Here is a 14,723-nt window from a genome sequence, read left to right on the forward strand (position 1 = left end):
ATAATTATCTACAAAAAAGCACCACAATGAGAATTAGATTAAATTACAATCAGTTAATATAGAAAATAAAGGATAATTATTCTCACGAATTACTCATTGGCTATATCGTCTAGACTCATTTATAGAAAAAAGTTCTTATCGTTCAATACATGTGATGAATTCCCCCACTATTACCTTCCAATCAAAATACTTAATAACATATTCTTTCCCACCGGTACCCATCTTGCCTCTTAAGTCATCATTCTTTAACATAACATTTAGACAATATTCAAATTCGTTATAATCGGTATAATACAACCCTGCATTACCACGATCACAATGTCCTACTAAAACATCACATTGTCCGTTAACTAGTACTGGTGTTTCATAGTATAGACTCTCAAGTACAACCATTGATAGGCTCTCGAACTTAGACGGCATCACTAGAATTTTTGCTATCTTCATTGCAGCAAACTTTTCTTCATCAGAGACAAAACCCAGCGGGATAATATCGGGATCCTTAGGAATATCAATGACCGATTTGCCAATCAATACTAATTTCGGGACATTGGGTTCTATTTTTTTATATTTTAGATAATAGTCAAATAACTCTTTACATCCCTTGGATTCATCAATTCTACCAACATACAAAATAAAATCCTCATTCACCTTAAATTTATCTTTAAATGCTTGAATATTTATTTCTTTTTCAGGGACATCTACTCCTACCCCGGCAACAACATTATTGATATATTGATTCTTAAAGGTTTTATGAACAAATTGTTTTTCCTCCTCTGTGAGAAAAACAATAGATTGAGGAAGGTGAAATAATGGCTTGAACATAGAAAAATAAATATAAGGCTCATCATGAGCTGTAGGGACAAGAATAGCTTTTTCCGCAGCCTGGGGAAGGCCAAAAAAAGTTGTGAAATAAAGATACGTAAAAAAAATGATCTTATGATATTGACCATGATTATTTTGGATATACTCAATGAGATCAAACGATGCCGGGCCTTGAGCTTTCATCCATTCTAATTCATCGTATACATTTCTGTTTTTTTTTGTGAAGATACCTTCATTAATTTTATTGAATATTTTATTATCTCTAGGAAAGTCAGTTTTAAATCTTCGAATAGTAATATTATTTATAGAATCTATATCATGTTCGTAATAATTCTCCCAGGTAACATAATCTATTGCTTTGGTAGTTATAATTTCCACGTCGTAAAACTGGCTTAGTTTCTCCGCAATTAAGCGGCAACTCAATTCAGACCCACCGTTAACTTCAAGTCCATATCTCTGTATTACAATAGCTATTTTTTTCATAAGCCCCCCACGATAACTTTTCGTCAAATAATAAATTGTTTCAATATATTTTTAAATTGATCTTCCGCACTCGTTTTCGAATATTTCTGCAGTTGATTTCTTTGATTATGATGGATTTTAGATTTCAATTCTTCGTCTTTTAGTATAACGTTCATTAGTTCTGCTATTTCCTTATGATTTTTTTCTAACGTTACTATTCCACCATTTCCCAGTGTCTCTGTAACTGCAGTACTTTTATACGCAACAATAGGGAGATCAAAATACATAGCCTCAATAATCGGAACACAAAAACCCTCATGCTCACTCATACACAAGAACAAGTCAGAATGATTATAATAATTAAGTATGTCATTAAATGGAATGTGTCCTGTGATATTCACAGAGTCTTCTAACTTTAAATGCTGAACTAATTTTTGTAGTTCTCTATAATATCTATCCATACCTTCATAAGATCCTACCAATGACAATTTAGAACTTTTATTAATATAATTACGATAATAATAGAATGATTTTATAATATCCTCTTGTTTTTTATTTGGAGCGATTCTCCCTACAAATAAAATATTTATATTTTCATCTTTTTTATCTATGGGAAACTTTTTAAAATCCGATTTCGTAGTATAATCTTCATAATTGATAATAATAGAGCTAGTAAATGTATTTTTATAGTTAAGCACTTCAAGTTCTAAACGATTAAACTCCGAATCCGCGATTGCCAAATCAATGTAATTAGATAGAAAGGCCAGTTGTTCTCTTCCTTCTTCACACAGTTTCTTCAACACACCACTGTATCCAACAAAGAAGTGAGCAGGAGTTACGTTATGATACACCAATATTTTCTTTTTTTTAAAACTTGGGATTTCATATGCCAAATCGCTACCTGTGGAAAGATGATAAATTATCGTTTGATCTTTTGGACACAAAGACGCTTTTTTGGCATACCTCTCCATTTTCGGATGTATGTTCTGTGCATAAATATTCGATTCAATCCCCATGTCCCTCAATATTTTCATTATATTAACAGCCGAATTGCTTACTGCATCTCCATAACTAAGTGTAGGAAGTATTTGATTGATCATTAATTTTTACTCCTGCTCCTGAAAACATGTTTTTAAGAAATCAATATATTCATCTATAACAAAATCCCAATCAAAATTTTTCTGAACATACAACTTTCCGTTATTGCCCATTTTATTACTTAAATCAGGATTTGATAGCATAAGTTCTAAACAAGCCTCGAATTCTCGATAATTTCCATAATATAATCCACCATTAGATTCAATACAAAAGTTCTTAGTTACAGCACATTCTTCAAAAACTAGAATAGGTCTACCGCTGTACCAACTTTCCATAATAACTATTGAAAAGCTTTCATTGGGTGAAGGATTACATAGAAGTTCTGATGCTCCATATGCATCATACTTATCTTGTTCCGGTATAAAACCTAAATCAATTACATTGCTTTTAATATCTTCAGGAATGTCTATTTGTCCACCACCGATTAATATAAGATCCACTTCAAACTTTTTTTCATTTCTAAATTTCGAAAAATAGTTTAATAGAATATGGACATTTTTACCGTGGTCTTTTCGTCCTGCGTATAGTATGAATGGGTTTTTAATATTATATTTTTCCTTGAATCTTTTAGGGGAAGATTCGAAACGGCTTATACCCAATCCCAAAACTCTCTGTTTAATATTCTCTATTGGAAATTGTTTATTTGCCCATTCCGCCTCTGCTGATGAAAAAAAGGAGAAACCCTTTACCTTACTATATACTTTTCTGAAATTTTCAAAATAAGCATAACTTTCATCATGAAATGCTGGGATAAGAACAGCCTTCTCTAGAACTCTCTGTGCACCAAAATATGTTGTACCAAACATGTATGGAATAAATATGAAACCTGAGTAGAGTTCCTTATTATCATCAAGATACTTTTCGAGCTCTAAGCTATTGACCATGTTCTCCAAAAATGTCTCTTCTTCTTCTATAGTAATAGATATATTATTCATTAACTTGTAATTAACTTCATCGAATTTTTGAGTATTTCTTTTTTTCACCTTAAACCTTCTAACTACAACCCCATTTATTAGTTCCATGCCTGGTTTATAAAAGTTTTCATTCCAATCACTACTAAACTGTTTAACACAGGTGGTTAGTATCTCCACTTTTACGCCTTTAGCAGCCAATCTCTCTGCAATATTTCTACATGCTGCTTCTGAGCCACCAGGTATGTCAATAGCATACCAAGGGATAACAAATGCTATCTTATTCATGTTTCCCCTTCTTTTCCACGCTATCATTATTTTGTGTTTTATCAATTATAGTGGAATTCATTTTTTGGAGTTCCATATTCTTTATTTGCGATATCAATTCATTATAAGTTTTCACTACATTCGCATTAAATTCCGTTTGTCTTTCAACAATCGGGTTAATATACCATCCAAGAACTTTTCTTATTACTTTTTTCACAAAAACTATTAACCCTCCAACAATTTTTCTGTTAGATATAATAGGAGTAACCGCTGAATTATTCCACGTTCTATTTAGCACTAATTGATATTCCTCTAATAACGAGATATTAATTGCTTGTTCATTATTGATCTCATTTAATGTAATTGTTAAATCATTGGGATATTCTCTTTTATTTATATTTTCTCTAATCTGTTTCATTATTTCTTTAACATTAACATTTTCATCATCGATTTCAATTTCCATTATTATAACTCCCTCTATACATTTTTCCATTATATTGAATTTTAAGTTTTACTATCAAGATATTCTTTATCAATGAAAATCGAGTTTATACCTGTATATGCATATTCTTCATAACCTCTTGTTTCAATAAAAGACTTAATTTCCATATTTTTAGTGTCATAGGCAAGTTTTATATCGTAATCAATCATTTCAATAACAATCATGAGTGGTCTGTATTTTACGTAATCTATGGAATGTAATATTTCTATATCTTTTCCTTCTAAATCAATCGATAAAATAGTTGGAGCTTTACCCAAATAATTTTCTGCGATATCATTGAAAGAGATAGAACTTATAACCTTTTTATCGATGACCTTTAGTGCTGGATTTATCTCACACATATCAATTGTTGATTCATAATTAGTAGTACTTAACCCATCTACGTTCATAATGTAAAACTCAACTTCATTCCCCGTTATTGTATCTACACAATTATTCAAAACAACATCTCTGTTTCTAAAAAATTTAAGTTCTGGTATCAAATTAGGGTTCGCTTCTACTATAACTCCCTTAGAACCTTGACTATAGAAGAAATAAGTATTGCTTAGGTTTTTCGGGTGATTAGCACCTAAATCGATATAAGTAACCTGACTGTATGGAATCCCTAGAACGCGTATAACATAATCTAAAATGTTATCTTCACCAGCTTGTGAGTATGAGTTCATGTAATAAGTCTCAGTGTTCTCTAGGATTTTAAGTTCATCCAACTTATTTAATCTATCTGCAAAACCACTAACCTCGTTTGAAATAAGCTGTTTCTCTTTTTCGTTCTGAAGAATTAGTTCATCATAGTATTTATACCTTTTATTGATATTATCTAATTGCTCATTATAAGAAGCTATCATCTTATCATACTGTTCCTGCTGTATTTGAAGTCGCAAAGATAACTCCTCATACTCAGATTGAGTACTCTGGATTTTACCATTTAAGTTTTTAGTGATATTTAGGAGCTCATTTAACAATTCAGTGCTTTTACCAATCGCCGGTGTAACAGCATTGTTAAACTCAATTTGTTGAAAGGCTAATGGATCCGTATACCATTTAAATAGTCTACTAACAACTTTTTTAAGTATATTTTTAAATGGATTTCTAACTTTCGATTGTAATCTCCAATGTATATCTGGATTATTATCTCTTGTTATTAGCATTTTATTAATATAACTTTCAATTTCAACGATTTTCTTATCAGTCACATTATTTAACGCATAAGGATCTTGTGGTTCATTTACAGAATCACTTTGTTCATTCAAATCAATTCTCCCCCTTACGTATTCGTTTTGTTAATCAACCATTTGTGATCTACAGAGAAGACTCCCACCGATCTGTCGCTAGAAACAACGGTGAAATCCATATAGTACTTTATAAAATCTAGCGCTCTATGACTACCATCCACAACTGCAACATTTAATTTATATCTCCCCGATAATAAATTACATTTATCATTAATAAATTCAACTGTACCAGTTGGATTAATATTCTCTAGTTTAATTTTATCTATCTCTGTGTTGTTCCCATAAATCAAAACATTATCCGAATTATAAAAGCCCATACCAAAAATATACTTTTTTTGTGGACTGTTAACTATATAATCAATCTCAATAGTGAATGGTTTCCCTCCCATGATAACATTTGTTGCTTCTCCACTATGATTGATAATTCTAGCATCAATAATTTCAACTTCTTTAGAGCCCCATCTTACATCTTCGCTGAATTGAGGTACAGATTCATTCTCATTTGTTTCTATTTTCTTCGTAATATCTTGTTCCTTTTTAATATCTTCATTGCTATCAAATTCAGTTTGTCTTTGTTCAACAAACTTCTCGTTCATATGTTGTTGATAGAGATTAATAATCTTATCGGGCTGCCCTTGCTCAATTATTTGACCCTTATCTAGCCAAATAACTCTATCGCAAATTTTTTCAACCGTACCTAAATCATGAGTCACAATTACGATAGTAGCACCATTTTTTTTAAAACTATCAATTTTATCAAAGCACTTTTTTTGGAAATTCTCATCACCAACTGACAGAATTTCATCTATGAGTAATATTTCTGGATCTACGTTAATCGCAACAGAAAAAGCTAGACGCATATACATTCCAGACGAATAAGTTCTCACGGGATTATCAATAAAATCTCCGAGTTCTGAAAAACTGATTATGTCCCCTAGTTTTCCCTCTATTTCTTTTCTAGATAGCCCAAAGATAGCAGCATTAGTATAAATATTTTCTCGACCAGTAAAGTCCGGATGGAAACCAGCACCTAATTCTATCAAACTAGAAATCCGTCCATCTACTGTTATTTTACCGCTATCAGGATATAGTATTTTGGTAATCAATTTTAACAGCGTACTTTTCCCACAACCATTATGACCAATTAAAGCAACCGTTTCACCTTTTTTTATATCTAGGCTAACCTCTTTAACAGCAAAAAAATCACTATAGTCATTACTTCGTAATTTCAATATTTTCTCTTTTAATGTAAGGGGTTTATCATGGTAGATCTTAAACGCCTTGTTTACATTTTCAATGGATATAACAACCGATTCTTCCATATTATAATTCCTCCGCAAATGACTTTTCACATTTTTGGAATACAGCGATCCCAACAATCAATATTACGATCCCAAAAACCCCAGCATAGGCCAATGGTCCCCACTCTGGAGATTTTCCATATAACAACACATTACGAAAAGCTCCTATCACTGGAACCATGGGATTAAATGCAACTAAATCAGCAGCTGACTTCGGAAAAATATCAACAGCAAAAACAATCGGAGTTACATAAAACCACACCATTGTTAAAATATTAACAATATGTTCTAAATCCCTAAATTTCACATACAAAGCTGAAAAAATAAGAGAAAATCCTAATGCAAGTATAAATTCTAACAAAAGAATTACAGGTAGCCATAACACATTAAGTGTTAATGAAACATTCGTAATTAATAGTGCTGGAAAAACAATAATTAATCCAAAAACATAATTCATTAAATTTGTACCAACAATAGAAAGAGGAAGGATTATTCTCGGAAAATAAATCTTCTTAACTAAATTTGCCTCTCCCACGATACTGGTTGTCGATCCTTGTATAGATGATGTAAAAAAAATCCACGGAAGTAGAGCAACAAAAAGAAACATAGGGTAGTTTTCCTGATTATTCTTAAGAATCAAAGGGAATACAATTGAATATACCAATAGTTGAAGTAATGGATTGACAAAAGTCCACAAAAAACCAAGAAAAGACCCTTTATAGCGCGAGCGTAAATTCTTTCTAATAACGCTTACTAACATTTGTCTGTAAGCAAAAACTTCCTTAAACGAATTTATCATTACTCAATCCACCTAAATCTATATTTGTGATTATCCCCTCATATTTAGCCAGTAATTATAAATATCAAGTAGACTCTCGTCCAAAGAAATTTTCGGCTTCCACCCCGTCAAATTTTCCAATTTCTTACTTGATCCATAATATTCATGAACATTAGAAGGTCTGAATTTTCCCGGGTCAACTATGACTTCAATATTTTTATTAGAAAAAGATACGAGTGTTGTTAAAATTTGCTCAATAGAAGTGCATATTCCAGAACATATATTGTATATTTCTGTACTCTCCCCTTTTTCAAATAGCAGCCGATAGGCTTCAACAATATCTCTGACATCGGTGAAATCACGTTTACTGCTTAAGTCACCCACGTGAATTTTCGGTTCACCTTTTTCGTTCTCTATATCAACAATTTGCTTTGCAAAATCACTAGTTACAAACCCTAGCTTCTGTCCAGGACCAATGTGATTAAAAGGTCTGGCATGTATAATATTCATTCCGTAAGATGCACTATAGTTCATTGCAAGTTTTGCAATTGCAAGCTTCGACACACCATATGGATTCATTGGATTAGTATCAGAGGTTTCTTTGATCGGTAGATCAGCTCCTACTCCATATTCTTCCGATGAACCTATCGAAATTAATTTAACCTTACCAATTAGAGAACTATTTTTAACTGCATCCAATAAAATAATTGTTTCCATTACATTCGAAGAGAAGGTTTCACTCACGTGATCCCATGAGTATTTCACTGAACTTTGTCCAGACAAATGAAAGATGACATCTGGACTTATATTGAGTAAAGCACTCTTAACGGATTCATAATTCGAAAAATCAATAGGGACTACATTTAGTCCTTTAATAAAGGAGGGGGAGGAACTTCTAGTTCCGCCCCAAACTTCATACCCATTATTCAATAGATTACTAATCAAGTATTGTCCTACAAACCCACTAGCCCCCGTGATGAGTGCTCTCTTCATTTTGTTATACCTGATGATGCAAATTTAGATACTTTCTCCAGATCACTATCCACCATCATCTTCACTAGCTGCTCAAAGCCTACTTCAAGCTCCCAGCCCAATTTTTCTTTGGCCTTGGTGCAGTCACCGAGTAACAGATCTACTTCAGCTGGTCTTACAAACTTCTGATCAATTACAACATAATCTCTCCAGTTCAACCCAACATGGCTAAATGCGATTTCCACCAATTCTTCAATAGTATGTGTTTCGCCAGTCGAAATCACGAAATCATCTGCTTTATCCTGTTGCAGCATCAACCACATAGCTCTCACGTAATCTCCAGCAAAACCCCAGTCTCTCTTTGCATCCAGATTACCTAAACGAAGTTCGCTTTGCAGTCCCAACTTAATTCTTGCAACCGCATCAGTAACTTTACGAGTAACAAATTCAATTCCCCGGCGCGGAGATTCATGATTAAACAAAATACCGGAGCAAGCATACATATTGTAGCTTTCTCTATAGTTTACTGTAATCCAGTGACCGTATACTTTAGCAACCCCGTAAGGACTACGAGGATAAAATGGTGTAGTTTCTTTTTGTGGAGTTTCTACTACTTTACCAAACATTTCACTACTAGAAGCTTGATAGAACCTAGCATCCGGTTTTACTAAACGCACAGCCTCAAGCATGTTTGTCACACCTATCCCTGTTGCTTGTCCTGTAGCAACCGGTTGAATCCAAGAAGTAGCTACAAACGATTGAGCCGCTAAGTTATATACTTCATCTGGGTTAGAGATGCGTACTGCATTAATCAGAGAGCCCATATCAAGCAAATCTCCATCAATAAATTCTATTTCATTCTGCAAATGTTCGATATTCTCAAGAATTGGCACACTTGTTCTACGGCGTAAACCAAATACTTTATATCCTTTAGAAAGTAAGAGTTCTGCCAAATATGAACCGTCTTGTCCTGTAATACCAGTAATGAGTGCGTGTTTAGTCATTGTAATAAATTCCCCTTTAATATTAATTAATTATAAATATTGTTCAAGCTTCTGCATACGTAATTCTTTAAGCAGTAGCTTAACCTCTTGTGCCTTATCTTTTGTACAAATTAAAGTTACATCTTCAGTATCAACTATTATTAAATCTTCAACTCCAAGAGTAGCAATTAACTTTCCATTACTCTCAATAATACAACGTTTAGTATCCAAATTTAATATGTTGCCCTTAATAACATTACCATTCTCATCGAGATCGCTTATTCTTTCTAGTGCAGTCCAACTGCCCACATCATCCCATCCGAACACACATGGAATAACATAAATATTATTTACTTTCTCCATAATTCCATAATCAATAGACTGGTCTGGCATCTTAAGAAACTCAGAACGAATAATTGCATCCCGGTCTTCAGAATCAAAAACTGTTTTCATAGTCTCTAATATATCATGCATCTCTGGCATGAGTTCTTTAATGTATCCTCTGATAGTCTCGATTTTCCAAACGAAAATACCGCTATTCCAATAGAAATTACCAGATTCGAGATAAGATTGAGCCGTCTCCAAATCAGGTTTCTCAACAAATTTATTCACTTTATGAACACTCAATTGATTGATTTCCTTGAATTGGTCACTGCTTTCAATATATCCATATCCGGTCTCCGGATACGTAGGTTGAATACCAAGGGTAACAAGATTGCTATTTTCCTGTGCTACCTCAACAGCAGTTTTCAAGATTTGTACAAACCCTTCTTCATTCTCAATAATATGATCTGAAGGTATAACTATCATAGTGCTATCTGGAAATCTGTCTTCAATAATAATGGATGCCAACCCAATACAAGGTGCTGTGTTTCTCCCAACTGGCTCAATAATAATATTCGCATGAGGCAAATGTGGTATTTGAGCTTTAATTAATTCAGCATAAAGTTCATTGGTAACAATGAAAATTTGACTGATATCAATCAACTTTTCTAATCTAGCTATCGACTGCTGAATCATCGATTTATTCCCTGAGATGTTTAAAAATTGTTTCGGAAGGTTCGTTCGGCTTTTAGGCCAGAAACGTTCTCCCTTTCCGCCCGCCATGATTACACAAGTAATTGTCATTTCATCCTCCAAATTTCCATAAAGAGATATATTCTAACCTCTTTTTAATCAATTCGCCTATTGCTTGCGGAGAGTAGTTCTTTTTAATATGCTCCTCACCTTTAGACGAAACTTTCTCATAAAAGTTCTTATCGTCACTAAGTTTACGCATATATTGGCTCGCATGCTTCACATCAGGATCGGCCCAATATTGATATGATTTATAAGGCCCATGATCATGATCTAGCTGCACTAATCTATAATCCACTAAGCACGAATTGTTATAGTCCATAAAATCCACATTAGATGACCAGTTTGTCCCAATAACCGGTTTACCTAGATACATAGCCTCTGCTAATCCAAGACCGAAGCCTTCGCTTCGATGAAGAGATACGTAACTATCAATTACAGAAATTAATGCATTGGTATCATTTCTAGATAGAGTTCTATCTATCAAGGAAATATTTTTATAATTTCCGATAAGCTCATGTAATTCATTCAACTCTTTCAAATCTCGCTCTACACTGTTCACCTTAATAACCAAACCAACAGAATCATCATCAGGTGAAAAAGCTAATTGAAATGCCATAATAGAAGCTTGCGGATTCTTTCTGGCCTGATAACTTTTCAGATCATACATAGAAAGAAAGAGAAACGTTTGTTCAGGCAAATTAAAATAAGTCCGATCCCTAACATCAGTAATACTAACTTCAATACTATGAGGAATCTTAACCACAGGAACCGGACTTTTCATAGCAATAGAGTCAACTACAAACGTAGAAGGTGCCCAAATCTCATCTACTAAATTAAAGCTTTCTTTCCAGTCGTCTGGGAAATCAGGTAATTCCCAATGCCAGAATCCAATATTATAACGATTTTTAAAAATAGAGTTCCCGTAATGCGCATAGATTTCAATCATTTGCTCAGCATTAATATGAAACAAATTAAGATTATACTCAGGGTCTGCCATTTCCTTATGTACCCAGGTATTATCATTCATGCTTGCAGAATTAGTACCTGTAAAATTGATAATTCCAAATGGAATCTCTACTGCATTCAGGCCTTTAGCAGCTATTCTGCAAGACTCTCCTATACCCATCTCCGCTCTAGAATACCCAACTAAATTCACACCCGTTAATGCACCTTTATTATTCTCCGATGTGCCATTCTTATGGATTGGGAAGGCTGTTTTAAGTAGCCCTTTTTTTATCTTCTGTCTAATTTCAAAAGAAAACAATTTGACGGCTACAGGCTTTAATTTTACAGCTAATTTATAAAGTTTTTTGTAAATAAAAGATTTAGCATTAGTCATAATCAATTAATCTTCCCATTTCGTTTCATTTATTGATTCCTCCGTACATTGTCTAAATAATGTAATTCACTTATAGTAATTAACATCATAGAATCTGATTAAAGTAGCTCATTGATTATCTAATATGCTAAAATATTGTCGTACCTACAGGAAAAGGAGATTATAACGTGTCGAAACCAGTATACGGTAAAAACGCCGCTCAGTCGAGAAATGTTGAAAAGACAGCAAGTCCGATATGGGCCTTGGTTGTTGCTTTTATTTTATTTTTATGTTGGGCCCCATTTCAAGTGGGATTATTTAACGGACAGCAGATAGACTTCGAGAAGCCCATATATGTGTCTGCGCTAGTATGTGTCCTTTTGCTACTAGTCTGCCTTGGCCTATACTACAAAAAGTTCAAATTAGATGAACAGAGGGACTTAGTAGCTTCAGCTTCAATATTACTACCTCTGACTTATGCTCTATCATTGTTTGTCGCAGTTTCGCATTACATGGCGATGAATATGTTGTTCATTCAAAGTATGTATGTTGCAGTTTTCATTATAGCCTTTTATCTCTTGAAGCAAAAGCAAGTAAATGTTGTCATTCAAAACGCTATATTAGCAATTGCTTATTTCATAGTTGGTTTTGGACTCCTGAATTGGCTAGGTAGCAGCAAACTAGCAGGAATCCTCGTAGGATGGTTTTCTAACACGGTTAGAAATGGTATTTATTTAGATGCTGTTATGACAGACTCTAACGGACTTCGTCTGACTTCGATCTTTCAATATGCAAATACTTACGCAGCATTCTTGATGGCTTTTCTGTTTGTAGCTATATTCGCTCTTATTCGCTCTAAAAAATGGTATGGAACGTTAACACACAGCTTTATGTTAGTTCCCATCATTTTATCGATTTTATTAACATTATCCCGTGGTGGTCTAGTATTGCTACCTGTCGTATTTATATTACTACTGCTGTTCCTGAAACCTGCACAGCAAATCCTCTGGATTCTACATCTTGGTGTAGCTGGTATTGCTTCGTTGCTCATTACGACTCCAGTGACTAACCTAGGTTTAGAGTTAAATACGAATTTCACTTCTTCCGGCGCCTTGAAAGGCTGGGGATATCTGCTTGGAGCTTCAATCGCTGTAACTGTAGTATCTTGGGTCATTCAGAGGTTTGTAGCCCCTTGGCTAGAGGAGAAGCTCGGCAATTGGTCCTCGCGTAAATTAACAGGTCTGTGGATTCCACTTGGTTCTGTTGCACTCGTCGGAATTGTAGCTTTCCTACTAATTAGTACAAGCGCAAAAAATATCTTACCTAGCAATATGGCAACTCGTCTTGAGAACATTAACTTCCAGCAACATAGTGTTCTTGAACGGATTACTTTTTATAAAGATGCGATGAAGGTAGTTAAGGACTACCCGATGCTTGGTGCTGGTGGTGGTGGATGGTCCTCACTATATGAGCATTATCAGAACAACCCTTATGTTAGCCGTCAAGTGCATAACTTCTTTTTACAATACTTGATTGAGGTTGGGATCCTTGGTTTCGTCGTATTCATGGGTTTCATTCTGTATATTTTCTATAAATATATTCGCGGGTATGTGAAACGGAATAAAAATGATTTTGAGAATGGTTTCTTTTATCTAATCATTGCTCTTTCAATTCTTGTACACAGTCTGCTTGATTTCAATATGAGTTATGCTTTTATGGGAATACTCGTCTTCCTTGGATTGGCTGGTATGGCAGTTGTCATGGATAGCAAGAAGCTACAAAAAAAATGGAACAAAACCGGTCTACGTATTGGTTACTTCTCTGTGCTTACAATTGGTACTGTATTCCTGTTATTCCTATCTATTAGCTATATCGGCTCCAGTAATGCCGCCCAAAAAGGTAAAAATCTAATTAGGGTAAGTAATTCATACGAAGAAATTAAGAAGCCTTTAATAGAGGCATTAAAATCCCGCCCAAGTCATCCTGAATCGGCCATTTCTCTATCATCTCTGGATCAGATGGTATTCAGTCAAACACAAGATGAGCAATTTCTTAATGAAGCTTATAGCGTATTAATTCGAGCACTAAAAGATGAGCCATACAACAAATTTCTTTTAGCTCAATTGGTGAACTACTACGATTTGAAAGACCAAAGTGATCTCGCTTACGGTGTTTACCGTGATAATGCAGATAAGTTCAACTGGGATATAGAATGGTACGATACTTTGATTAGCCGTTCTTTCTTATTAGGTCAACAAGCTTCTGTACAAAAAGACGATGCTAAAAAACAGGAGTTTTTCAAAACTGAGCTAGAAGCTTATGAACACGTTCTTGTTGGTGTAGAGCACCTTGCAACTCTTCCATCTGAACAGTTGCAAGGACGTCCATTCTCGGTAACACCAACGATCGCACTAAATGTCGCCAAAATGCAGCAAATATCTGGACAAGCAAATGATGCTGCTGCAACCTTGAAGCTTGGTTTTAATGAGAACTATTCCGATATCATCAACAGCGGAACGCTCTGGGATATGAATTGGTACGAAGCACTCATTAGTCGTGCTTATGAGCTGACGGAACAGGCTCGTGCCGGGAAAGACGATGCTAGTAAACTACTTAATCTCAAGATTGGTTTACAGGCTTATAACCAAGTGGTTGGTGACCTTGAGTATCTACAGACCCTTCCAACAGAAGAACAGAAGGGACGATCACTGACTCTTACACCAAATATTGCTCTCAATTCGGGTAGAATTCAATTAATGTCAGGACAGTTGCAGTCAGCTATAGAGACTTTGAAGCACGGCCTGAGTGACGATTATACGAATGCGACAAATCGCGAAATTGCTCGCTGGTATCTTGCTGCATTGAAAAAATCGAATAATCAGGATCAGACAATTTACGATAAGCTGATCGCATCTGATCCTGCGGAAGCAGCACAGATCGATGCAATTGCAGCTACAGAATTCTAATTAAAAAGAAGTGAAGAAAAGCACACCACTG

General features: G+C 34.5%; 12 protein-coding genes. 1 reads left to right on the forward strand and 11 read right to left on the reverse strand.

The annotated features are described in order from the left end of the window. Nucleotides 1–135 precede the first annotated feature (135 nt). From ACN6KS_RS27820 to ACN6KS_RS27870, 11 genes are read right to left on the reverse strand one after another with little or no spacing between them, the layout of a single operon-like run. Nucleotides 136–1,305, reverse strand: coding sequence for a glycosyltransferase family 4 protein (locus ACN6KS_RS27820; RefSeq protein ID WP_440960895.1), 1,170 nt, complete (start codon nucleotides 1,303–1,305; stop codon nucleotides 136–138). A gap of 23 nt (nucleotides 1,306–1,328) precedes the next feature. Beyond that, complete coding sequence (locus ACN6KS_RS27825) at nucleotides 1,329–2,384, reverse strand: glycosyltransferase family 4 protein (RefSeq protein WP_440960896.1); 1,056 nt, start codon at nucleotides 2,382–2,384, stop codon at nucleotides 1,329–1,331. A gap of 6 nt (nucleotides 2,385–2,390) precedes the next feature. Then, nucleotides 2,391–3,581, reverse strand: a complete 1,191-nt coding sequence (locus ACN6KS_RS27830) for a glycosyltransferase family 4 protein (protein WP_440960897.1) — start codon at nucleotides 3,579–3,581, stop codon at nucleotides 2,391–2,393. Then, nucleotides 3,574–4,023: a hypothetical protein gene (locus ACN6KS_RS27835; protein WP_440960898.1), complete on the reverse strand. Its 450-nt coding sequence runs from the start codon at nucleotides 4,021–4,023 to the stop codon at nucleotides 3,574–3,576. Before ACN6KS_RS27835 ends, ACN6KS_RS27830 begins: the two co-directional genes overlap by 8 nt. A 41-nt stretch (nucleotides 4,024–4,064) precedes the next feature. Beyond that, nucleotides 4,065–5,312, reverse strand: coding sequence for an FkbM family methyltransferase (locus tag ACN6KS_RS27840; RefSeq protein WP_440960899.1), 1,248 nt, complete (start codon nucleotides 5,310–5,312; stop codon nucleotides 4,065–4,067). Nucleotides 5,313–5,326: 14 nt separating this feature from the next. Then, on the reverse strand, nucleotides 5,327–6,616 hold the full coding sequence (locus ACN6KS_RS27845; protein WP_440960900.1) for an ABC transporter ATP-binding protein: 1,290 nt from the start codon (nucleotides 6,614–6,616) through the stop codon (nucleotides 5,327–5,329). A gap of 1 nt (nucleotide 6,617) precedes the next feature. After that, entirely contained in the window at nucleotides 6,618–7,394 is a 777-nt protein-coding gene (locus ACN6KS_RS27850; RefSeq protein ID WP_440960901.1) for an ABC transporter permease, read from the reverse strand. Nucleotides 7,395–7,424: 30 nt separating this feature from the next. Beyond that, nucleotides 7,425–8,366: a GDP-mannose 4,6-dehydratase gene (locus tag ACN6KS_RS27855; RefSeq protein WP_440960902.1), complete on the reverse strand. Its 942-nt coding sequence runs from the start codon at nucleotides 8,364–8,366 to the stop codon at nucleotides 7,425–7,427. Beyond that, nucleotides 8,363–9,349 carry a GDP-mannose 4,6-dehydratase gene (gene gmd, locus ACN6KS_RS27860; RefSeq protein ID WP_440960903.1) on the reverse strand — a complete coding sequence of 329 codons (987 nt, stop codon included), beginning with the start codon at nucleotides 9,347–9,349 and terminating at the stop codon, nucleotides 8,363–8,365. Before gmd ends, ACN6KS_RS27855 begins: the two co-directional genes overlap by 4 nt. Before the next feature lie 30 nt (nucleotides 9,350–9,379). Then, the gene (locus ACN6KS_RS27865; RefSeq protein WP_440960904.1) at nucleotides 9,380–10,456 is read right to left on the reverse strand and encodes a mannose-1-phosphate guanylyltransferase; all 1,077 of its coding nucleotides are present in this window, start codon (nucleotides 10,454–10,456) and stop codon (nucleotides 9,380–9,382) included. 1 nt (nucleotide 10,457) lies between these two features. Then, nucleotides 10,458–11,747, reverse strand: coding sequence for a glycosyltransferase (locus ACN6KS_RS27870; protein WP_440960905.1), 1,290 nt, complete (start codon nucleotides 11,745–11,747; stop codon nucleotides 10,458–10,460). 167 nt (nucleotides 11,748–11,914) lie between these two features. Here ACN6KS_RS27870 and ACN6KS_RS27875 point away from each other — a divergent pair, with 167 nt between their 5' ends. Beyond that, nucleotides 11,915–14,692 carry an O-antigen ligase family protein gene (locus ACN6KS_RS27875; RefSeq protein ID WP_440960906.1) on the forward strand — a complete coding sequence of 926 codons (2,778 nt, stop codon included), beginning with the start codon at nucleotides 11,915–11,917 and terminating at the stop codon, nucleotides 14,690–14,692. The last annotated feature ends 31 nt before the right edge of the window (nucleotides 14,693–14,723 follow it).

Origin of the sequence: Paenibacillus nitricinens, assembly GCF_052056485.1 — a bacterium.
Classification (GTDB): Bacteria; Bacillota; Bacilli; order Paenibacillales; family Paenibacillaceae; genus Paenibacillus_AQ; species Paenibacillus_AQ nitricinens.